This is a genomic window from Cyanobium sp. NIVA-CYA 375 (assembly GCF_056108345.1).
Genome location: NZ_JBSYHW010000006.1, coordinates 63,191 through 82,099 on the forward strand (window position 1 = coordinate 63,191; position 18,909 = coordinate 82,099).

The following is an 18,909-nucleotide window of genomic DNA, read 5'->3' on the forward strand; positions in this document are numbered from 1 at the left end:
CCCTGAAATCAGCCCGCAACACACAGGCGGCGCCAATCACCGCAGCAGGATTCCAGCTGGGCGGCGTGGCATTGCAGCTGGGCCAGGCTGGCTAGTTCGAAATCGACGAAATCAAAGCCTGGGGCCACCGTGCAGCCCACCAGGCTCCAGGTGGCGTAACCAGCCATGGGTTCAGCTGCGAACCAGCTGCCGGCAGGCACCACGACCTGGGGCCGTTCGCCGGCGCTTAAATCAAGTCCAAGCCTGCTGACGCAAGCCTGGCCATCCGGGCGGAGTTGATAGATCAGGAGGCCGTCGCCGGCATGGTGGTGCCAAGCCTCATCGGAGCAGATCCGATGCCAGCTGGACTTCTCTCCTGCGACCAGCAAAAACAGGATCGCCGTGCTGGCGGCCCTGGGGCCCCGCGGTGTGTCGACCACCTCACTTGCCCGGTAGGTCTCGCGGTAATGGCCACCCTCTGGATGGGGTTGTAGTTCCAGCTGCTCGATCAGTGTCTTGGCGTTCAGCACAGCACCGCCACGCAGCGGCCGCAGAGGCTGGGATGGGCGCTGTGCTGACCGATGTCTGTCTCGTAGTGCCAGCAGCGCTCGCATTTTTTGCCTTCGGCAGTAGCAATCCTAATGGTTATACCCAATTCCGTTTTTTCGGGTATTAGAAGATCTGAGAGAGGTGAATCGCCTTCGCTTTGAATTGAAAAGCTTGATATCAAAAGCCAATCTTTGAGTGTGTCAATTTTGGGATGGTTGGTTGCTTCGAGGAGTTTAAATGCGTTTCGTAAATCGTCTGTGACTTTTCCTTCGCCGAGGCTTATCTGGACTTGGGCTTCAAGGGATGAGCCAATTTTTGAAGCTGCCCTGCAAGATTGGAGTTGACGATTAACTAGGTTGCGGAGGCCCATGATTTCGCCAATTGCTCCTGCTGCGAACTTTGCTGGGCCGTCTTCTGTAAACATTTCCTTCAATCTCATCTCCGTGCCTATTTCGGAGTCCTCGATTATTTGTAGCGAGGCTGTTCTCCATTCGCTTGGGGCCGTGGGCCAGCCCCGTTCAAACACCGAGGTTTCGGCTACCGAGTAGGGCAGGTTTTGCCAGATGTCTTCGGCCATATGGCAGAGCACCGGCGCTATCAGCCCAGCGAGACGCTCTAGCACCAGGCTCAGCACCGTTTGGCAGCTGCGGCGGCGGAACTCATCGGCTCCGCTCACATAGAGGCGGTCCTTAGCGATGTCGAGGTAGACGTTGGAGAGGTCGACGACACAGAAGTTCTGCAGGGCCTGGAAGAAGCGATAAAACTCATAGCGCTCGAAGTCTCCCGTCACGCTGTCGATCAGGTCGGCGGTGCGCTGCAACACCCAACGATCAAGCAGAGGCAGCTCGCCGACCACGATGGCATCGCCGCCCTCGCAGGCCGGCCGCGGGTCGAAGTCGTGCAGGTTGCCCAGCAGGTAGCGGGCCGTGTTGCGCACCTTGCGGTACACATCCGCCAGCTGCTTGACGATCCCCGGGCCCAGGGGCACGTCGGCGGAGTAATCCACCGAGCTCACCCACAGGCGCAGCACATCGGCGCCGTAGGCCGGCTCCTGCTTTTCGTTCTTGCCGCCCTCCACCAGCACCGCCGGATCGACGACGTTGCCCAGCGATTTGCTCATCTTGCGGCCCTTCTCATCGAGGGTGAAGCCGTGGGTGAGCACCCGCTTGTAGGGGGCGTGGCCGTTAACCGCCACCGAGGTGAGCAGGCTGCTCTGGAACCAGCCGCGGTGCTGATCGCTGCCTTCTAGGTAGAGATCGGCGGGGTAGTGAAGGCCGCGCTCCTGGAGCACGCCAGCCCAGGAGGAGCCGGAGTCAAACCACACGTCCATGGTGTCGCTGCCTTTGCGCCACTGGCTGGCTTCGGCGGCGTAGGCCTCAGGCAGCAGGCCGGCTTCATCGCGCTGCCACCACACATCGGCGCCGTGCTCGGCGATCAGGGCCTGGATGTGGCTCAGGGTGGCCTCGTCGCACAGCACCTCGCCACTTTCGCGGTGATAGAAAACGGGGATCGGCACGCCCCAGGTGCGCTGGCGGCTGATGCACCAGTCGCCCCGCTCGCTCACCATCGCTTCAATCCGGTTGCGGCCGCTGGCCGGCAGCCACTCCACCTCTGCTATGGCGCCAAGAGCGGCGGCGCGGAAGCCCTCCACTGAGGCAAACCACTGCTCGGTGGCGCGGAAGATCGTCGGTTTTTTGGTGCGCCAGTCGTAGGGGTAGCGGTGTTCGTAGCGCTCTTGCTTGAGCAGCAGGCCGGTGGCCTCCAGTGCCGCGATGATCGCGGGGTTGGCGTCCTTGAGCACGTTGGTGCCGGCAAAGGGCCCGGCTTCGGCGGTGAGGTTGCCGGCCTCATCCACCGGGCAGAGCACCGGCAGGCCGTATTTTTTGCCGGTGTTGAAGTCGTCTACGCCGTGGCCTGGGGCGGTGTGAACCAGGCCCGTGCCGGCCTCGGTGGTGATGTAGTCGCCGCCGATCACCACCGGGCTGATGCGCTCCAGCAGTGGATGGCGGTAGGTGATTCCTTCCAGCTCGCTGCCCTTAACGCTTAAAAGAGGTGTGAGCTCTAGTCCCAGACTGGTTTGCAGGCTCTCAATCAGCTCAGCGGCTACCACCAGGTGGCTGGCGGCTGGGCTGGGGGCGTCGCCCCGGGCAGCCACTGCGCAGATGGCGTAGTCGAGTCGCCCATTCACCGACACCGCCAGGTTGGCCGGCAGCGTCCAGGGGGTGGTGGTCCAGATAGCCACTGCCAGGCCGCCGGGGGCTACGAGCTGGTTTATCTCGAGTCCAGCTTCCTCAATTTTGACGCGCAGAGCGTGTGCATGGGGCCACTGGTCTTCATCAACTGGCAGCGCCACCACCGGGAAGGCCGCGAAAACGCTGGGGGAGGTGTGGCCGTCGGGATATTCGAGTTCGGCTTCGGCCAGGGCGGTGCGGGAGCTGGGGCTCCAGTGCACCGGTTTGAGGCCTCGATAGATGTGGCCGGCCAGCACCATGGCGCCGAAAACGCCGATCTGGGCGGCCTCGTAGCTCTTGTGCAGGGTGAGATAGGGCGTTTCCCAGTCGGCCCAGATGCCCCAGCGGCGGAAGCCGCTCTTCTGGCCCTCCACCTGCTCGAGGGCGTAGGCGTGGGCCTTCTGGCGCAGCGTTACCGGGGTGAGCTCGGCCCGGTCGCTGCTGCTGAGCCCCTGCAGCACCTTGAGTTCGATTGGTAGGCCGTGGCAATCCCAGCCAGGCACAAACCGCGCCCGCTTGCCCTGCAGCAGGGCGGTTTTGTTGATGATGTCCTTGAGAATTTTGTTGAGGGCATGGCCCACGTGCAGGGCCCCATTGGCGTAGGGAGGGCCGTCGTGCAGGGTGAAGGCCTCGCCCGGGTTCTGCTGGCTCAGGCGCTCGTAGAGCCGTTGCTGGGCCCAGAACGCTTGGATTTCCGGCTCGCGCACCTTGGCATTGGCCCTCATCGCAAAGGGCGTCTGCAGGAGGTTGAGCGTCTCCTTGTAGGAGAGGGGGTAGGAGACGGGCGCAGGGCTGGCGGTCACGTCGCCTGGGGGCAGCAGAACTGATTATCCCGCCTGGCTGCTGGAGGGCTCGGCCAGCGGTTGCGGTTCCGGGATATCGGCTGCGGCCAGGCTGTCGATCTCGCTGACGGCGCTTGGCTCTTCCGGGCGCACCCAGCGCTTGCCACTGGTTTTGGGCTGGCGTTGCTGGGTCAGCCATTGGCTCACACCTGCAGTGGCCGTGGTCAGCACGGCGAGCAGATGGGCCAGGCTGGCGCCCGCCTGTTGCATGCTGGTCTGCCAGCGTTCCGTCGACCAAAGCCGCTGCTGCTCCTCAGCGGTGAGTTGCCGCCAGCGGCCCTGGGACACCTCGCCTGCGAGCCTGCCGATCAGCAGGCCACCGCAAAGCACGCCCAGCATCGGTGCGCCCGTGAGCCGGTCGGCACTGGTTACAAGCACCAGTCCCAGCAGCAGCACTACGGCGCCCCAGGCCGAATCCCGCGGCCGGCTCAGTTCGGTGGCCAGCAGCGGCAGCAGCAGGATGGCGAGACCCAGCAGCAGCGCCAGGAGTCCGCCCAGGGTGGCGAGCATGGCCAGAAGGCATGGAGTCCCCCATTGTGGGCGCCGCCCAGCTTGTGTCTCTACAGTCGTCTTATGCCCACCTGGCGGAATTGGTAGACGCGCTGGTTTTAGGTACCAGTGGCTTTGGTCGTGGGGGTTCAAGTCCCCCGGTGGGCATCATCACTTTCTTAAGTTGCTTTGATGCAACGTTCTGGGATCTGGTTCAGCTGAGATGACACAGGTTCTGGCCGCTTCTTCAACTGCCGTGGTCTCCGAGGGGGCGACGCCATCCCCCTCACGGCTTGTGCCGAGGGAATTCCTTGACCCACCTGCCCCCTGGAACCCCACGGTTGGGTTGTTTTTAGCCGGCTACGGCCTGGCTGCGCTCACGATTTGGGGCTGGTTCGTCGCTGGCTGGCCCCTGCCCGTTTTGCTGGCTACTGGATTTCTGGCCCTGCATTTAGAGGGCACGGTGATTCACGATGCCTGTCACAACGCTGCCCACCCCCATCGCTTTTGGAATGCGGTGATGGGCCATGGCGCCGCCCTGCTGCTTGGTTTCAGCTTTCCCGTTTTTACCCGGGTGCATCTGCAACACCACGCCCATGTGAATGACCCCAAGAACGACCCAGATCACATCGTCAGCACTTTTGGTCCCCTGTGGTTGATTGCGCCACGATTTTTCTATCACGAGCTGTTTTTCTTCCGTCGCCGTTTATGGCGTCGTTATGAACTGTTTGAGTGGGGCCTAGCCCGGGCCATTTTCGTGGCGATCGTGGTGGCTGCAGCAAAATTTGGCTTTCTCGACTTTATTTTCAACTGCTGGTTTGCTCCGGCCCTAATGGTGGGAGTGACTTTGGGCTTGTTCTTCGACTACCTGCCCCACCGCCCCTTCCAATCTCGCAATCGCTGGCACAACGCCCGTGTTTATCCGGGCCGCTTGATGAATTGGTTGATTATGGGTCAGAATTATCACCTGGTTCACCATCTGTGGCCGTCTATACCTTGGTTTGAATACCAGGGTGCGTATTACGCGACAAAATCAATTTTGGACGCTAAGGGTTCGCCTCAGCGCTTGGGATTGTTTGAGACAAAGACCGATAGTTTAAATTTTATATATGATATTTTTCTGGGTGTGCGCAGCCATCGCAAGAAGCGCAGCAAGCTCAGGCCTATCGCCGCATTGATGCCTACCCGTCATGCCCGCAGGAAGGTGCTTGAGCTGCTGCATCGCACCGCAATTTCGCCGGTGCGCTAACCATTGCTCAATCGGCCAGGATTTTGGGCACACGAATAAAATTCCCCTCCCGCTGGGGAGCTTCATTCAGTAATTCCTCCCGTACCTCGGTGGGCGTTACTAAATCTTCGCGGGTGACATTCACAACTTCCACTGCTCGGGTGGTGGCTGGCACTCCTTCGGTATCTACTGTTTCAAGGTGGGCCACGTAGCCGAGGATTCGCTCCAGCTGGCCGGTGTAAGTGGCGATCTTGTCCTCGGGCAGATCAAGGCGGGCCAGCTTTGCCACCTTGCGCACGTCGTCTGCGGTGATCTTGCTCATCAGGTTGTACGGGCTGGGGCTGACGCTAGCGCTCAGGCCAAGAAGGCCTCCAGATCTGCGGCAAGGGCCGTAGCGGCGAGCTCCAGGAAACGTTCTCCATGGCTGGCTTGAGCAAGGTAGGGGTTAGAACCCATGCGGCCATCTGGGTGCCGCAGGCGGAAATCTTCGGGCCCGTGAATCGGGCCCGCTGGCGCTGGGTCGGGAAGGGGCCGTTGTTTGGCTTGCAGGCTTGGCTCGAGGTGAAGGGTCAGGGCTATTTCGCTGGGGGTGGCATGGTGACCCTCCTCGGTGCCATAGAGACTGCGCGCCTCCTGCATTACCGGGCCAGCCATGAACCAGTTGGCCAGCTTGCAGCGCAGCCGCGGCGCCACCGCCAGGCCCCAATCGGCGGCGCTGGCATAGGCCTGGGCGAAAGCGGCCTTGCTGGTGGCGATGTTGCCGCCATGGCCATTGATCACGTAGACCCGCTCGAAGCCGTGTCGCGCCAGCGACAGCACGATGTCGTGCAGCACGGCCAGCAGGGTGGAGGGTTGCAGGCTCACGGTGCCAGCAAAGCCCAGGTGGTGCTCGGCCATGCCGAAGGCCTGGGCCGGAGTTACAAGCACGCCGGTGCGGCGGCCCACCTCCAGGGCAACTGCCTCGGCTGTGAGCGCATCGGTGCCGATGGCGCCCGTAGGGCCGTGCTGCTCGGTGGAGCCCAGCGGCACGATCACGCCCTTGCAATTCTCCAGATAGGTCTCCACCTCAGGCCAGCTACGCAGCTGCAGGCGAATGGCTTCATTGGAGCTGGCGGATTGGATCATGGTGAACAGCAGGTAAACCCTGGAGACTGGCTAGTGTTTGAGAGCCAGCAGTGCCTCGGCCCATGCTGCACCGCAAGCTTTATCAGTTTTGTGCCGAACAGCGCCCCGTGTGGGTGTTTCTGCGCGATCAGCAGCGCTGGATTGAGGAGGCCACGGTGGTGGAGATCGAAGGGGATCTTGTCACCCTCCGCTACGACGCTGAAGACGACGACGAAACCCACAGCTGGGAGGAGAGCGTGCGGCTCGACTCGATAGGGGCCGTCAGCACTCGGCTGGCCTACGTGTGCCGCAGCGGCAGCCCCGACGACGTGATCACCTCAGAAGACTGCCCCGAGGCCGAGAGGCTGCCTAGTCAGGGTTAGTGAGCCGTGCCGTTGCCGTCGTAGTCGTCGGTGTCGTAGTAGCCGCCTTTGGTGCCAAAAAACAGGGTGGCAAGCACGAATAAGCCGCTGCCAAAGATCAGCACGGTGGCGAGGGAGAAACCGGTGGAGTGCATGGCGTGCCTAAGTCTTGACATTAAGGATTTCAGTCTGCTGGCGGCTGCTCCCTGTGGCGAGCAACACGTCGATCTTGTGGTGAATTCATTGCCAAGGGCCTTTTTCGCCCGCCCCGCCGAGGTCGTTGCCCCCGAGCTGATCGGCTGCCTGCTGATGAAGCGCCAAGCCTCAGGCGAGTTGCTGTGGGGCGTGATTGTGGAAACGGAGGCGTATTCCCAGGAGGAGCCCGCCTGCTACGGCTATCGCCGCCGCACTCCCAGCAACGAAACCCTGTTTGGTGAGCCTGGGCGGTTTTATGTGTATGTGAGCTATGGCATTCACCACTGCGTGAACGTGGTGACGCATAAACCCAACTGGGCCAATGGGGTGCTGCTGCGCGCCGTTGCCATTCCTGGTAAGCCGGAGCGGCTGGCGGCGGGTCCAGCCCTATTGGCACGCTGCTTTGGCATCGATCGCACCCACGACGCCCAGCTGGTGCATCCCGATCGGGGGTTGTTCATAGCGCCGCGGCCGTCAGAGCTGGCAAATTTGGCCGCGGCCGACCTGATGCAAACCAGCCGCATCGGCATCAGCCAGGGCCAGGACCTTCCCTGGCGCTGGTATTTGCGGGCCAGCCGCAGCGTCAGCAGGCGGGTCAGGGGTGATCGGCCGCCCCCTGCACCGGTGCCGTGAGCCTCAGCGGATTGGGCAGCCATCACTTGAAAATCCTGTTAACGGTTGAGGGAATTGATGAGCCTGCTGGGGCTATGACAGTTGCTCCTGCAGCTGCCTGCTGATATCTGCCTCAGCCCGGAGCAACGCCGCAGCTTCCCGCCTCTTTGTCCCGAGCTGCTGTAGGGATTGCGGCTTGAGCTGCAGGAAATTTGGCAGATTTAACCAGCACAAGTCAGCCCCTAACCTGGCTTTGTTAGTAGCCGCACCCCTTGAGCAGCTGGAGCCACCGCCACGTGCTGGATCTGGCGGCCTTTTCGCTGGATGATTTCACCACCGTGCTGACCCTGGCCCAGCGCTTTCGGGCCCTGCCGGTGGCCGGCGCTCGCAAGTTGCCCGCCCTGCAGGGGCGGCTGATGACCAGCCTGTTCTTTGAACCCAGCACCCGCACCCGCAGCAGCTTCGAGCTTGCGGCCAGGCGGCTTTCGGCCGATGTGCAGAGCTTCTCGCCCTCTTCCAGCTCCCTGAGCAAAGGCGAGAGCCTGCTTGATACGGCCCGTACCTACGTGGCCATGGGCGCCAACGTGCTGGTGGTGCGCCATCGCTGTGCCGGGGTGCCCCAGAGCCTGGCAGCCGATCTCGACCGTGATGGCGAGCGAGTGGCAGTGCTCAACGCTGGCGATGGCCTCCATAGCCATCCGAGTCAAGGACTACTCGATATTTTCACTCTAGCGCGCCATTTTGCCCCTGAAGCCCCCACGCCCGCGGCTCTGAGGGGCAAGCGGATCGTAATTGTGGGAGATGTGCTTCATTCCCGCGTGGCCAGGTCCAACCTCTGGGCCCTCACCGCTTGCGGTGCCGAGGTGGTGCTCTGCGGTCCGCCCACCTTGCTGCCACGCGCCTTCGCCGATTTCGTGGCGGCACCACCACCGGGCCAGGCGGCTGATCCGGTCAAAAGCCGGGGATCGGTGCGTCTGGAGCGCACCCTTGAGGAGGCCTTGCCAGGCGCCGATGCGGTGATGACTCTGAGACTTCAAAAGGAGCGTATGCACCAGCACCTGCTCACCAGCCTCGATACTTATCACCGGCAATTCGGCATCACCCGCGGGCGCCTAGCTCTCTGCGGCCAGGCCGTGCCGCTTCTGCATCCAGGCCCTGTGAATAGGGGTGTGGAGCTTGCTGGCGATGTGCTCGATGATCCCGCTATCTCACTGGTGGAAGAGCAGGTGCGCAACGGTATCCCCGTGCGTATGGCGTTGCTCTATCTCCTGGCTGCGGCCGAACCGCTGGCCTGAAAAAGTTTCCTAGTTGTGGGATTAGAGCAGCTTGAAGCCGTCAAGCAACAACCCGTAGAGCAAGCCGATCCGGGCCATATCCAAGAGTTGCAGCACTAGTGCATCGCCACCACGACGTATCAGCGGGCCCCTGGCGCGAATGGCCATTTCGATGGCGGCTACGCAGATTAGTGCCCCCACCGGGTCGAGCTTGGACAAGGAGCCGGTGATCGAGCCGACGGCTCCGCCAATGCTGAAGCTGATCAGCAACACGATCAGCAGCAGAGATAAACGCCGCCAAGGATTTGCAGCCCAGTTTTCCAGTGTTGTCCTGGCTTGGGCGATCCTTTCCTGGAAGCGGGTCTTCTGGTATCTCGATTCGGGGGGTGTGGCAATCACGGCTGAACGAGTATCAGCGAAAGCCAAAATGGAAGGCAGGGATGCCGCTGGCGGTAATCCCCATCACCCGGCCCGTGCCCTGCCAATCCCTTTCTACACCATCTCTGGTGTGTTCGAAGCCTTTTGCCGCTACATATAGGGGATTCCAATAAAAAAGCCTGAGACCGAGGGCCCAGGCTGGGTGATGGGGACTTATTTACAAAAGCGTCTACATGGTGACCGATGAACGGCTTGTAGACGTTTGCCAGAGCGTCCCTGGCCGCTTGACGTCCTGGGGGAGCCGCCCAGCCTGCACCTCAACCGTCGCTGTCTTTCTTGCGAGAGGATTTACCCTCGAGGAGCTCTAGCAGAGCTTCCATCTGGGCCATAACCCCCCGAACCTCGCCGGCTTCGGGAAGTAGGCCGTCATCCATAACTCCTTGATGCATTTCTCGGAGCTCCTGGCGGATGTACCGCAAGTGGCTAACCACCTGTTCGCGCTTCGACTGCGACATTGATGGGTGTTCTACCAATACACCCTTTTACCGCATCGCCGGTTTACTTCTGGCCAAACCGTGCCTTGGCCTGCTCGTAGAAGGGGGCATCGATCGCGCTAAGACCAGCCTCTTGGGCCATGGTTTCGATCCGTCGCCGCACCGCCGGCCTTACGAAAAACGGCACTTCCTTGAGTTTTGCTTCGGCGTCAGGGTGCCAATCCATAGGGCTGACTGGAAGCACATTTGTCAGTAGAAGTGGAGAATAGGGGACTCGAACCCCTGACCTCTGCGGTGCGATCGCAGCGCTCTACCAGCTGAGCTAATTCCCCTGGTCCGGGTTGTTCGACATCCCGACAGGCCCATTATCCCCGACTCCACATCCCTACCAACACTCCATGAACGCGTCGATCACCCCCGAACGGCTCGCCGCTTTCGATGAAGCCGCGATCGCCGAGCTCGCCCGCCGACTGGAGGAAGACGACTACCCCAGTGCCTTTGACGGATTGGCGGATTGGCATCTGATGCGCGCCCTGGCGATTCATCAACCGGAGTTGGCTCGCCCCTATGTGCATCTAGTGGACCAGGAACCCTTTGATGAGGACTGACCCGCCGGCATGCGCAGACCCTCTGGTGCACCCGTTGGCGGGTCGCCGCGTGTTGGTGGGTATCAGCGGCAGCATCGCAGCTGTCAAGCTGCCCCTAGTCGTGAGTGCCTTGGTGCAGTGCGGCGCGGAGGTGCGCTGCCTGCTTACCCCGGCGGCAGCCCAACTGGTGAGTCCAGTTGCCCTTGCCAGCCTGAGCCGAAATCCCTGCAATCTCGAGGCGGATCAGTGGAGCCACCACGCCCCCAGACCGCTGCATGTGGAGCTGGCCGAATGGGCGGAATTGGTGCTGGTGGCGCCCTTAAGTGCCACCAGCCTGGGTCGCTGGGTGCATGGCTTGGCTGACAGCCTGCTGGCCAGCACCCTGCTGGCAACCGAGGCGCCGGTGCTGGCGGCTGCGGCGATGAACACGGCGATGTGGGCTTCTCAAGGGGTGCGCCGTAACTGGGAGCTGCTGCAGAGTTTTGAACGGGTGTTGCCCTTGGGACCTGGGGCGGGATTGCTGGCCTGCGACCGGCAGGGCGACGGTCGCATGGCTGAGCCGCAACAACTTCTATTGGCCCTGGAGTGTCTGCAGCTGTGGGGCTGGCAGCGGGACTGGGCTGGGCTGCGGCTATTGGTTACGGCCGGCCCCACCCGCGAACCGCTCGATCCTGCCCGCTGTCTAACCAACCTGAGTACCGGGCGGATGGGTGTGCTGCTGGCCCAAGCCGCCCGGTTGCGTGGGGCTGAGGTGACGCTGGTGCATGGTCCGTTGGCCTTGGACTCCCAGTGGCTGGAGGGCTTGGCTTGCGTGCCGGTGCAAACGGCGGCAGAAATGGAGCAGGCCTTGGTGCGTCTCCAACCCACTGCCGCTGCCATTGCCATGGCAGCGGCAGTGGCCGACCATCGCCGCCAGCATCCGCTCGCCCACAAACTCACTAAGGAGGAGCTAGCCGTTGAGCTCACCTCCGGCTGGCAACCGGTGCCCGATCTTTTGGCTGGTCTGGTGAATCGCCGGCCCCCCGGGCAGCGAATTTTGGGTTTTGCGGCCCAATCGGGTGAGGTGTTGGTTGAGGCCCGTGCCAAGTGGGCTCGCAAGGGATGCGACCTGCTGTTCGCCAATCCGATTGATCAGGCTGATGCGGGATTTGGCGCCCCAAGCAACCACGGCTGGTTGCTTGGGGCGCAGGGCGGTGAGCAACGCATCCAGTTGGGATCGAAGCTGGCAATCGCTCAACAGTTGCTTACCGCCCTGCGTCCGTAGGTAATGGCTTAGGCCGCCAGGGAATCGGCGCTTGCGTCTTCGTTCTGGAGCAGCTCCATGAAGGTGCGCAGTTGCAACCTCGGGATGTAGGGCCAACCCCCACTGCGCTCCACGCTTTGCAGCAGGCTAAAAAGCTGGCTGCGGTCGGCTGGAAGGCTGCCTCGAAAGGGGCCATCCTGAACGGAGCGATGTAGCTGCTCTAGCTGTCGCAGCAGGGCCAGCAGAGCTTCAGGCTGGCCTTGAAGCTCGTTTGCCAGCTCCTCTAGATGCTGCAGCTGGCTGGCGAGGCGGCTTTGCTGGGGTGGGGTGAGGCTCATGAAGGTTGTTGCTCTGCGCTCGCGTCGGGCTCTCCCATACAGGTTGTTGAGAGCCGCGACATCGTACGGGGAATCGCTGATTAGCACCGGTAAGATCAGCGACAGCCCAGTTCCCACCCACCGTCTCTGCGGTGTTCCTCATGAGTTTCCGTCCTCTGCTGGCCCTCGTGCTGGCGCTGTGCCTGACCCTGGTGACCGCGTGCAGCGGTGGGGCCAAGGCAGTGGATCGAGCCAATCTCACCTACGAAGACATCCACAACACAGGTCTGGCCAACGATTGCCCAACCTTGCCCGAATCGGCCCGAGGCTCAATTGCCCTCGATCCCTCGGTCAAATATCAGTTGCGAGAAATTTGCATGCATCCAGCTGAGGTGTATGTCAAAGGTGAGCCTGCTAACAAGCGCCAGGAGGCCCAGTTCGTTGCTGGCAAAATTCTGACTCGTTTTACTTCCAGTCTTGATCAGGTTTATGGCGATCTAGCTGTGACAGCTGATGGCCTCAGCTTTAAGGAGCTCGGCGGCATCGACTTCCAGCCGATCACCGTGCTGTTACCCGGCGGCGAGGAAGTGCCTTTCACTTTTTCCAGCAAGGAATTACTGGCGACTGCAGATGGTTCTGCCCTCACCACCAGCACCGATTTCGACGGTCCATACCGGGCCCCCAGCTACCGCACCAGCAACTTCCTCGACCCAAAAGGTCGTGGTCTAACCACCGGCTACAGCAGCGCTGTTGGCTTGGTGCCTGCTGGAGATGAGTTCACTGGCGAAACCGTTAAGCGCTATGTGGACGGCTCTGGCACCATGAATCTCTCAATCACGAAGGTTGATCCCAGCACCGGCGAGTTTGCTGGCGTTTTCACCGCTATTCAGCCCTCCGACTCCGACATGGGAACCAAGGCCGTCGTTGACGTCAAAATCGTCGGCCAGCTCTACGGCCGCCTCGAGCAGGTCTGAAGACTTTCCGTTTAACCACTCAGGTTTTGGCTGCCGTTTGTGAGGCCCCATATGGGGCCTTTTTTATTGGTGCCTTGGGCTTCCGCAACCCCTTGTCTGGGAGAATCCAGCCCACCCCGTGCTGCTCTCCATGACCGCTGCTGAATCCGCTGGCCTGATCTCGCCCCACGGAGGATCGCTGGTGAATCTGGTGGTGCCGGAGGCTGAGCGCGAGGCCCTGAAGGCTGGGGTGAGCCGCCGGATCGAGTGCAGCCATCGCAATGCCTGCGACGTTGAATTGCTCGTAGTTGGAGGGTTCTCGCCCCTGCGTGGCTTCATGCACCAGCAGGACTACGACGCCGTGGTGGCAGGCCACCGCACCACCAGCGGCTTGTTGTTTGGCTTGCCGATCGTTTTCGACACCGATGATGCTTCGATTGCTGTAGGAGAACAGCTGCTTCTCACCTATCGCGGCCAAGAGCTGGCAATGTTCACGGTGGAGAGCCGCTGGGAGCCCGACAAAGCGCGTGAGGCTCAAGGCTGCTACGGCACCACCTCAATTGAGCATCCGGCGGTGAAGATGATTGCCACCGAGCGGGGTCGCATCTACCTCGGCGGCTGCGTTCAGGGTCTGGAGTTGCCCTGCCGGGTTTTCCCTTGCAAAACGCCCGCTGAAGTGCGAGCCACCCTCCCCGAAGGCCAGAGCGTGGTGGCCTTCCAGTGCCGCAACCCCATTCACCGCGCCCACTACGAGCTGTTTACCCGGGCTCTCGAAGCAGCCAACGTCAGTGAGCAGGGTGTGGTGCTGGTGCACCCCACCTGCGGCCCCACCCAGGACGACGACATTGCCGGCGAGGTGCGCTTCCAGACCTACGAGCGACTGGCTGCCGAGGTGAATAACCCTCGTATTCGCTGGGCCTATCTGCCCTACTCGATGCACATGGCCGGGCCGCGCGAGGCCTTACAGCACATGATCATCCGCAAGAACTACGGCTGCACTCACTTCATCATTGGCCGCGACATGGCTGGTTGCAAGAGCTCCCTCAGCGGCGAAGACTTCTACGGCCCTTATCAGGCCCAGGATTTCGCCCGTGACAATGCTGCGGAGCTGGGCATGGAGACCGTTCCCTCCCTCAACCTCGTCTACACGGAGGAGGAGGGTTATGTGACTGCTGAACACGCCGAGGCCAGAGGCCTGCATATTCGCAAGCTCAGCGGCACTCAGTTCCGCCAGATGCTGCGTGGGGGTGAGGAAATCCCTGAGTGGTTCGCCTTCCGCAGTGTGGTGGAGGTGTTGAGGGCCGCAGCCGGTTAACATTCCGTAACTGACTTCTCAGCTGAGGCAAGGTTCTTGAAAAAGCGCTGGCGCAACGCAGGGCTCTACGTCCTTCTCGTGATCGTGATGATTGCAGTGGGTACTGCTTTCCTTGACCGGCCTGACCCGGCCAATGCTCCACGCACCTTGCGCTATAGCGACTTCGTTGAGGCAGTTCAGGCCAATGAGGTGTCACGGGTGCTGATTTCCCCAGACAGGGGTACGGCTCAGGTAGTCGAAAATGACGGTCGCCGTGCGGTGGTCAACCTGGCACCTGACAAGGATTTGCTCAAGCTGCTCACAGACCACAACGTCGACATCGCCGTCCAACCCAGCCGTGAGCCGGCGGCTTGGCAGCAAGCTGTGGGCAGTCTGATCTTTCCGCTGCTACTGCTGGGAGGTTTGTTTTTCCTGCTTCGTCGCGCCCAGGGTGGCGGTGGCAATCAGGCGATGAATTTTGGCAAGAGCAAGGCACGGCTTCAAATGGAGCCGCAAACTCAGGTGACGTTCGGCGATGTGGCCGGCATCGAGGGCGCCAAGCTCGAGCTCACAGAAGTCGTTGACTTTCTCAAGAATCCTGATCGCTTCACGGCGGTTGGAGCAAAGATCCCCAAAGGGGTATTGCTGGTAGGCCCTCCTGGAACCGGCAAAACTCTGCTGGCAAAGGCAGTGGCAGGTGAGGCAGGAGTGCCTTTCTTCTCGATTTCCGGTTCGGAATTTGTCGAGATGTTTGTTGGCGTCGGCGCTAGCCGGGTGCGTGACCTTTTCGAGCAAGCCAAAAAGAGCGCACCTTGCATCGTCTTCATTGATGAAATTGATGCAGTCGGTCGCCAGCGAGGCGCAGGCCTTGGCGGTGGCAATGACGAGCGTGAGCAGACCCTCAACCAGCTGCTTACTGAGATGGACGGCTTTGAGGGCAATACCGGCATCATCATTGTGGCTGCAACCAACCGCCCAGATGTGCTTGATTCGGCCCTGATGCGTCCAGGCCGTTTTGACCGTCAGGTAGTGGTTGATCGTCCCGACTACGCCGGTCGATTGCAGATTCTTGGCGTCCATGCTCGTGGTAAAACCCTGGCGAAAGATGTCGATCTCGATAAGATTGCGCGCCGTACCCCTGGCTACACCGGAGCTGATCTCGCCAACCTGCTCAACGAAGCTGCGATTCTTGCTGCCCGCCGTCAGCTCACTGAAGTTGCAATGGATGAGGTCAATGACGCCATTGAGCGAGTCATGGCTGGTCCAGAGAAAAAAGATCGAGTCATGAGCGAGAAGCGCAAGCGGCTTGTTGCTTATCACGAAGCTGGCCACGCTCTGGTTGGTGCTCTGATGCCGGACTACGACCCGGTGCAGAAGATATCGATTATTCCTCGGGGTAATGCAGGTGGCCTCACCTTCTTCACCCCCTCTGAGGAGCGGATGGAATCGGGTCTGTATTCCCGCTCCTATCTGCAGAACCAGATGGCCGTTGCCTTGGGCGGTCGGGTTGCCGAAGAGATCGTCTACGGCGAAGACGAAGTCACCACAGGTGCTTCCAACGACCTCCAGCAAGTAGCCCGCGTGGCCCGCCAGATGGTCACACGTTTCGGCATGAGCGACCGCCTAGGCCCAGTTGCCTTAGGCCGCAGCCAGGGGGGCATGTTCCTAGGCCGAGATATCGCCGCAGAGCGCGACTTCTCTGAGGACACAGCTGCCGCAATCGACGAGGAAGTGAGCGACCTGGTGGCGGTGGCCTACAAGCGAGCCACTTCCGTTCTCGTCGACAATCGTTCGGTGCTCGATGAGCTCGCCGAGATGCTGGTAGAGAAGGAAACAGTCGACGCCGATGACCTGCAGGAGCTGCTGATCCGCAGTGATGTGAAGGTGGCGGAATACGTCTAAACCGCTAACGCTGCTAGACGCTTTGCACCACCAGCCGCTGCTGGTGGTGCTTCGTGGTTATGACCTGCTTGAGCTGCTGCCCTGTTTAGAGCGTTTGCAGGGGCTGGGTGTTCAGCATGTAGAGCTTGCCTGGAGCACCCATCCCCGTTGGGTTGCCCAGGCGATTGAGCTACGTCAGCGCTTCGCCCATTTGCGCTTGGGCGCGGCTTCGGTAGTCGACTTGGCTGGCCTTGAAGCTGCTGCTGCCGCTGGCCTGGGCTATGCGGTTTCACCGGTGCTGGATCGTGGCTTGATTGAGGCTGCAATGGCTTTGCGTTTGCAGTTCGTGCCAGGCGTCATGTCTCCATCGGAGGTGCATCTAGCGCGTTTGTGGGGATGCTCGATCGTCAAGCTCTTTCCCGCCGCCGCGCTGGGCCGCTCCTATTGGCAACGACTCGCAGCTCCTCTGGCTGGCGCTGCCGGCTTGCCCTTCTGCATTGCGGCAGGTGGACTTGGTCCTGCTGATGTGGAGCCCTGGCTGGCTGCCGGAGTTGATGCGGTCGCCTTGGGTGGTTCGCTGGTCAACCCCGCCGATTGGGAGGCGTTGGCCAGGCTTGTCGAGCGCCTGAGGTCCTAGCTACCACAGGCCGCACTGGCCCTTTTGGCGCAGCAAGTGATCGGCCAGCACCAGGGCCACCATCGCTTCCACCATCGGCACGGCTCGCGGCAGTACACAAGGATCGTGCCGGCCTTTGGCTTCGAGGGTGGTGGCCTCACCCCGCTCGTTGATAGTCTGCTGGGCCTTGCGGATCGTGGCGGTGGGCTTGAAGGCCACCCGAATCACGATTTGCTCGCCGTTGCTGATGCCCCCCTGGATGCCACCGGAATTGTTGGTGGCTGTGTGCAGGGAGCCATCGCCTGAGGGCAGGAAGGCATCGTTGTGCTCGCTGCCCTTGAGCAAGGTGCCTGCGAAGCCCGAGCCGATCTCAAAGCCTTTGGTAGCGGGCAACGACATCACCGCCTTGGCTAGGTCGGCTTCGAGTTTGTCGAACACGGGCATGCCCAGGCCCATTGGCGCCTGGCGCACTAGGCAGGTGATCACGCCGCCGCAGGAATCTCCGTCCCGGCCAATTGCCTCGATTCGCTCGATCATCTCGGCGGCCATGGCTTGGTCTGGGCAGCGCACGATGTTTGCTTCCACAGCCGCCAGGTTCACCTGCTCTGGGTCGATCGAGGCTTCTAGGTCGTGAATGCGCTGCACCCAGGCAATTACCTCGGTGCCGTGGGCCTTGGCTAGAAGTTGTTTGGCGATTGCTCCCGCCGCCACCCGGCCGATGGTTTCGCGGGCTGAAGCCCGGCCACCGCCGCTGCGGGCTTGTATGCCGTACTTCGCTTGGTAGGTGGCATCGGCGTGGGAGGGACGGAAGGCCACGTCCATCTCCCTGTAGTCCTGAGGGCGTTGATCTTTGTTGCGCACCACCATCGCGATCGGTGTGCCGAGGGTCACGCCATCGAGCAGGCCACTGAGAATTTCGACCTGGTCATCCTCCTTGCGGGGGGTGGTGATCTTGCTCTGACCTGGCTTGCGGCGGTCGAGCTCGGCCTGGATCGCTCCAAGATCCAGCGCCAGCCTCGGCGGGCAGCCGTCGACGATCACGCCAACCCCACCGCCATGGGATTCGCCAAAGGTGCTGATGCGGAAGAGATTACCGAAACTGCTGCCCATGGGCTTAATGCGCTGCAGCGAGCCTACAAAGCAGTGCCTGGGGCAAGGTTGCCGCAAGGCCAGGGCTTTTGCTGTATGGCAACCGGTTCACCAGTTCGATCAGCGCATTTCAGGCAGGGAGCCGAAGTGTCTGACCGCCCTTGGCGAATACCTCCAAGCTCTCCTGCTGCCAGACCCACGCATGGTCACGTAGAGATGCCGTTTAACTTCTTTAAGCAGTTAAGGATGACTGGTGAGAAAGGAGGAGCGTGCCGCCCTGATCCTGCAGCGGCTTGAGGAGCACTACCCCACAACACCGGTGCCCCTCGACCACAGCGACCCCTTCACATTATTGATTGCCGTGCTGTTGAGTGCCCAGTGCACCGATAAGAAGGTGAACGAGGTCACGCCGGCGTTGTTCGAGTCAGGCCCTACACCCCAGGCGATGGCGGTTGTGCCGGAGTCCACGATTCATAGCCATATCAGGCAGCTGGGTCTTGCCAGAACCAAAGCTCGCAACGTCAAAAGGTTGGCTGAGCTCTTGCTTGAACGTCATGGCGGAGAGGTGCCCGCTAATTTCAATGCCCTAGAAGCGCTGCCTGGAGTAGGCCATAAAACTGCCAGCGTCGTAATGGCTCAGGCGTTTGGTGTGCCGGCTTTCCCTGTTGACACACACATTCACCGGCTAGCGCAGCGTTGGGGGCTGAGTAGCGGCGAGAGCGTGAGACGCACCGAAACCGATTTGAAGTGCCTGTTTCCGAAAAATGCTTGGAACAAGCTGCACCTACAGATTATTTTTTATGGCCGTGAGTTTTGTACGGCCCGTGGCTGCGATGGCACCGTTTGCCCGCTCTGCCGCGAGCTGTTCCCTAAACGCCGTAAGCCCGTGGTCTGGAACAAGGCTTGAAGAGCTGAGTTGTTGCTGCATACTTTCACAAATAGCTTGCCTCCATAGCCTCCTTTCCTCTTGCCCACCTGGTGTGTTGAGACCATTCTTCTGCTGTGCGTCGATATCGCAGCTCGATATCTTGCAAGAAATTTCCTTTGCCGGCTAACTGATAAATCCAGTAAGCGCTTTTTGCCAACAGCTCAACCCCCATGCCAATAAAAAAGCTCCCTTATTACAGGGAGCTTTTGGGATTCCGTTATTACCCAGCCGTAGCTGGGCTGTTGACTATCAACCGATTGCAGG

The 18,909-nt window shown here is 61.2% G+C and carries 22 protein-coding genes and 2 tRNA genes; 12 read left to right on the plus strand and 12 right to left on the minus strand.

The genetic code is table 11. The features are described 5' to 3' along the window. Window positions 1-8 precede the first annotated feature (8 nt). Genes AC01FP_RS03255 through AC01FP_RS03265 form a run of 3 tightly spaced genes read right to left on the minus strand, consistent with a single transcriptional unit; the run spans window position 9 to window position 4,111 of the window. Window positions 9-509 (minus strand): cupin domain-containing protein, encoded by a 501-nt coding sequence (locus AC01FP_RS03255; protein WP_474478139.1) that lies wholly within the window; start codon window positions 507-509, stop codon window positions 9-11. Further along, window positions 503-3,562, minus strand: a complete 3,060-nt coding sequence (gene ileS / locus AC01FP_RS03260) for an isoleucine--tRNA ligase (RefSeq protein WP_474478142.1) — start codon at window positions 3,560-3,562, stop codon at window positions 503-505. The genes AC01FP_RS03255 and ileS overlap by 7 nt, the downstream gene beginning before the upstream one ends. A 24-nt stretch (window positions 3,563-3,586) precedes the next feature. Beyond that, the gene (locus AC01FP_RS03265) at window positions 3,587-4,111 is read right to left on the minus strand and encodes a Ycf66 family protein (protein WP_474478145.1); all 525 of its coding nucleotides are present in this window, start codon (window positions 4,109-4,111) and stop codon (window positions 3,587-3,589) included. 65 nt (window positions 4,112-4,176) lie between these two features. Here AC01FP_RS03265 and AC01FP_RS03270 point away from each other — a divergent pair. Continuing rightward, window positions 4,177-4,258 (plus strand) — tRNA-Leu (locus AC01FP_RS03270). A gap of 55 nt (window positions 4,259-4,313) precedes the next feature. Further along, window positions 4,314-5,339: a beta-carotene hydroxylase gene (gene crtR / locus AC01FP_RS03275; RefSeq protein WP_474478148.1), complete on the plus strand. Its 1,026-nt coding sequence runs from the start codon at window positions 4,314-4,316 to the stop codon at window positions 5,337-5,339. 7 nt (window positions 5,340-5,346) lie between these two features. Here the strand turns inward: crtR and gatC are convergent, their stop codons facing one another. After that, window positions 5,347-5,640, minus strand: coding sequence for an Asp-tRNA(Asn)/Glu-tRNA(Gln) amidotransferase subunit GatC (gatC, locus tag AC01FP_RS03280; protein ID WP_474478150.1), 294 nt, complete (start codon window positions 5,638-5,640; stop codon window positions 5,347-5,349). A 32-nt stretch (window positions 5,641-5,672) separates the two neighbouring features. Next, entirely contained in the window at window positions 5,673-6,443 is a 771-nt protein-coding gene (locus AC01FP_RS03285; protein WP_474478153.1) for a creatininase family protein, read from the minus strand. Between the two features lie 62 nt (window positions 6,444-6,505). Here AC01FP_RS03285 and AC01FP_RS03290 point away from each other — a divergent pair, with 62 nt between their 5' ends. Beyond that, complete coding sequence (locus AC01FP_RS03290) at window positions 6,506-6,805, plus strand: DUF6679 family protein (protein WP_474478156.1); 300 nt, start codon at window positions 6,506-6,508, stop codon at window positions 6,803-6,805. On the opposite strand, the gene AC01FP_RS03295 is transcribed toward AC01FP_RS03290, so the two are convergent. Further along, on the minus strand, window positions 6,802-6,939 hold the full coding sequence (locus AC01FP_RS03295; RefSeq protein WP_474478159.1) for a hypothetical protein: 138 nt from the start codon (window positions 6,937-6,939) through the stop codon (window positions 6,802-6,804). The genes AC01FP_RS03290 and AC01FP_RS03295 overlap by 4 nt on opposite strands. Here AC01FP_RS03295 and AC01FP_RS03300 point away from each other — a divergent pair. After that, entirely contained in the window at window positions 6,938-7,612 is a 675-nt protein-coding gene (locus AC01FP_RS03300; RefSeq protein ID WP_474478162.1) for a DNA-3-methyladenine glycosylase, read from the plus strand. The two genes, AC01FP_RS03295 and AC01FP_RS03300, sit on opposite strands and share 2 nt — an antisense overlap. Before the next feature lie 251 nt (window positions 7,613-7,863). Then, entirely contained in the window at window positions 7,864-8,886 is a 1,023-nt protein-coding gene (locus AC01FP_RS03305; protein WP_474478165.1) for an aspartate carbamoyltransferase catalytic subunit, read from the plus strand. Between the two features lie 21 nt (window positions 8,887-8,907). On the opposite strand, the gene AC01FP_RS03310 is transcribed toward AC01FP_RS03305, so the two are convergent. The 4 genes from AC01FP_RS03310 to AC01FP_RS03325 form a co-directional block, all read right to left on the minus strand. Then, window positions 8,908-9,264 (minus strand): DUF565 domain-containing protein, encoded by a 357-nt coding sequence (locus AC01FP_RS03310; protein ID WP_474478167.1) that lies wholly within the window; start codon window positions 9,262-9,264, stop codon window positions 8,908-8,910. A 296-nt stretch (window positions 9,265-9,560) separates the two neighbouring features. Beyond that, on the minus strand, window positions 9,561-9,758 hold the full coding sequence (locus AC01FP_RS03315) for a hypothetical protein (protein WP_094559179.1): 198 nt from the start codon (window positions 9,756-9,758) through the stop codon (window positions 9,561-9,563). A gap of 43 nt (window positions 9,759-9,801) precedes the next feature. Beyond that, window positions 9,802-9,963: a PCP reductase family protein gene (locus AC01FP_RS03320; protein ID WP_254935107.1), complete on the minus strand. Its 162-nt coding sequence runs from the start codon at window positions 9,961-9,963 to the stop codon at window positions 9,802-9,804. 33 nt (window positions 9,964-9,996) lie between these two features. Next, window positions 9,997-10,069, minus strand: a tRNA-Ala gene (locus AC01FP_RS03325). A gap of 66 nt (window positions 10,070-10,135) precedes the next feature. Between AC01FP_RS03325 and isiD the strand changes: the two genes are divergently transcribed. Continuing rightward, the gene (isiD, locus tag AC01FP_RS03330; RefSeq protein ID WP_474478171.1) at window positions 10,136-10,345 is read left to right on the plus strand and encodes a protein IsiD; all 210 of its coding nucleotides are present in this window, start codon (window positions 10,136-10,138) and stop codon (window positions 10,343-10,345) included. Further along, entirely contained in the window at window positions 10,335-11,588 is a 1,254-nt protein-coding gene (gene coaBC / locus AC01FP_RS03335; RefSeq protein WP_474478174.1) for a bifunctional phosphopantothenoylcysteine decarboxylase/phosphopantothenate--cysteine ligase CoaBC, read from the plus strand. Before isiD ends, coaBC begins: the two co-directional genes overlap by 11 nt. Window positions 11,589-11,596: 8 nt before the next feature. Here the strand turns inward: coaBC and AC01FP_RS03340 are convergent, their stop codons facing one another. Next, window positions 11,597-11,905 carry a hypothetical protein gene (locus AC01FP_RS03340; RefSeq protein WP_474478177.1) on the minus strand — a complete coding sequence of 103 codons (309 nt, stop codon included), beginning with the start codon at window positions 11,903-11,905 and terminating at the stop codon, window positions 11,597-11,599. A gap of 140 nt (window positions 11,906-12,045) precedes the next feature. On the opposite strand from AC01FP_RS03340, the gene psbO reads away from it, so the two are divergent. The 4 genes from psbO to AC01FP_RS03360 all read left to right on the plus strand — a co-directional run bounded on the left by psbO (window position 12,046) and on the right by AC01FP_RS03360 (window position 16,649). Then, window positions 12,046-12,858: a photosystem II manganese-stabilizing polypeptide gene (gene psbO, locus AC01FP_RS03345; protein WP_474478180.1), complete on the plus strand. Its 813-nt coding sequence runs from the start codon at window positions 12,046-12,048 to the stop codon at window positions 12,856-12,858. 130 nt (window positions 12,859-12,988) lie between these two features. Further along, window positions 12,989-14,152, plus strand: a complete 1,164-nt coding sequence (gene sat / locus AC01FP_RS03350; RefSeq protein WP_474478183.1) for a sulfate adenylyltransferase — start codon at window positions 12,989-12,991, stop codon at window positions 14,150-14,152. A 36-nt stretch (window positions 14,153-14,188) separates the two neighbouring features. After that, window positions 14,189-16,033 carry an ATP-dependent zinc metalloprotease FtsH3 gene (ftsH3, locus tag AC01FP_RS03355; RefSeq protein ID WP_474478186.1) on the plus strand — a complete coding sequence of 615 codons (1,845 nt, stop codon included), beginning with the start codon at window positions 14,189-14,191 and terminating at the stop codon, window positions 16,031-16,033. A 22-nt stretch (window positions 16,034-16,055) separates the two neighbouring features. Beyond that, entirely contained in the window at window positions 16,056-16,649 is a 594-nt protein-coding gene (locus AC01FP_RS03360) for a bifunctional 4-hydroxy-2-oxoglutarate aldolase/2-dehydro-3-deoxy-phosphogluconate aldolase (protein ID WP_474478188.1), read from the plus strand. Here AC01FP_RS03360 and aroC read toward each other — a convergent pair whose 3' ends face one another. Beyond that, complete coding sequence (gene aroC, locus AC01FP_RS03365) at window positions 16,650-17,738, minus strand: chorismate synthase (RefSeq protein ID WP_474478190.1); 1,089 nt, start codon at window positions 17,736-17,738, stop codon at window positions 16,650-16,652. It abuts the gene before it with no gap. Between the two features lie 232 nt (window positions 17,739-17,970). On the opposite strand from aroC, the gene nth reads away from it, so the two are divergent. Continuing rightward, window positions 17,971-18,624 (plus strand): endonuclease III, encoded by a 654-nt coding sequence (gene nth, locus AC01FP_RS03370; protein ID WP_474478192.1) that lies wholly within the window; start codon window positions 17,971-17,973, stop codon window positions 18,622-18,624. Window positions 18,625-18,909 lie beyond the last annotated feature (285 nt).

What these genes read in the sequence shown, in the direction of transcription:
- gatC (WP_474478150.1), bottom strand. Translation starts at nt 5,640, where the DNA reads ATGAGCAAGATCACCGCAGACGACGTGCGCAAGGTGGCAAAGCTGGCC.
- AC01FP_RS03265 (WP_474478145.1), bottom strand. Translation starts at nt 4,111, where the DNA reads ATGCTCGCCACCCTGGGCGGACTCCTGGCGCTGCTGCTGGGTCTCGCC.
- AC01FP_RS03300 (WP_474478162.1), top strand. Translation starts at nt 6,938, where the DNA reads ATGGCGTGCCTAAGTCTTGACATTAAGGATTTCAGTCTGCTGGCGGCT.
- crtR (WP_474478148.1), top strand. Translation starts at nt 4,314, where the DNA reads ATGACACAGGTTCTGGCCGCTTCTTCAACTGCCGTGGTCTCCGAGGGG.
- AC01FP_RS03290 (WP_474478156.1), top strand. Translation starts at nt 6,506, where the DNA reads ATGCTGCACCGCAAGCTTTATCAGTTTTGTGCCGAACAGCGCCCCGTG.
- AC01FP_RS03340 (WP_474478177.1), bottom strand. Translation starts at nt 11,905, where the DNA reads ATGAGCCTCACCCCACCCCAGCAAAGCCGCCTCGCCAGCCAGCTGCAG.
- psbO (WP_474478180.1), top strand. Translation starts at nt 12,046, where the DNA reads ATGAGTTTCCGTCCTCTGCTGGCCCTCGTGCTGGCGCTGTGCCTGACC.
- AC01FP_RS03320 (WP_254935107.1), bottom strand. Translation starts at nt 9,963, where the DNA reads ATGGATTGGCACCCTGACGCCGAAGCAAAACTCAAGGAAGTGCCGTTT.
- isiD (WP_474478171.1), top strand. Translation starts at nt 10,136, where the DNA reads ATGAACGCGTCGATCACCCCCGAACGGCTCGCCGCTTTCGATGAAGCC.
- aroC (WP_474478190.1), bottom strand. Translation starts at nt 17,738, where the DNA reads ATGGGCAGCAGTTTCGGTAATCTCTTCCGCATCAGCACCTTTGGCGAA.
- sat (WP_474478183.1), top strand. Translation starts at nt 12,989, where the DNA reads ATGACCGCTGCTGAATCCGCTGGCCTGATCTCGCCCCACGGAGGATCG.
- AC01FP_RS03315 (WP_094559179.1), bottom strand. Translation starts at nt 9,758, where the DNA reads ATGTCGCAGTCGAAGCGCGAACAGGTGGTTAGCCACTTGCGGTACATC.
- AC01FP_RS03295 (WP_474478159.1), bottom strand. Translation starts at nt 6,939, where the DNA reads ATGCACTCCACCGGTTTCTCCCTCGCCACCGTGCTGATCTTTGGCAGC.
- AC01FP_RS03285 (WP_474478153.1), bottom strand. Translation starts at nt 6,443, where the DNA reads ATGATCCAATCCGCCAGCTCCAATGAAGCCATTCGCCTGCAGCTGCGT.
- coaBC (WP_474478174.1), top strand. Translation starts at nt 10,335, where the DNA reads ATGAGGACTGACCCGCCGGCATGCGCAGACCCTCTGGTGCACCCGTTG.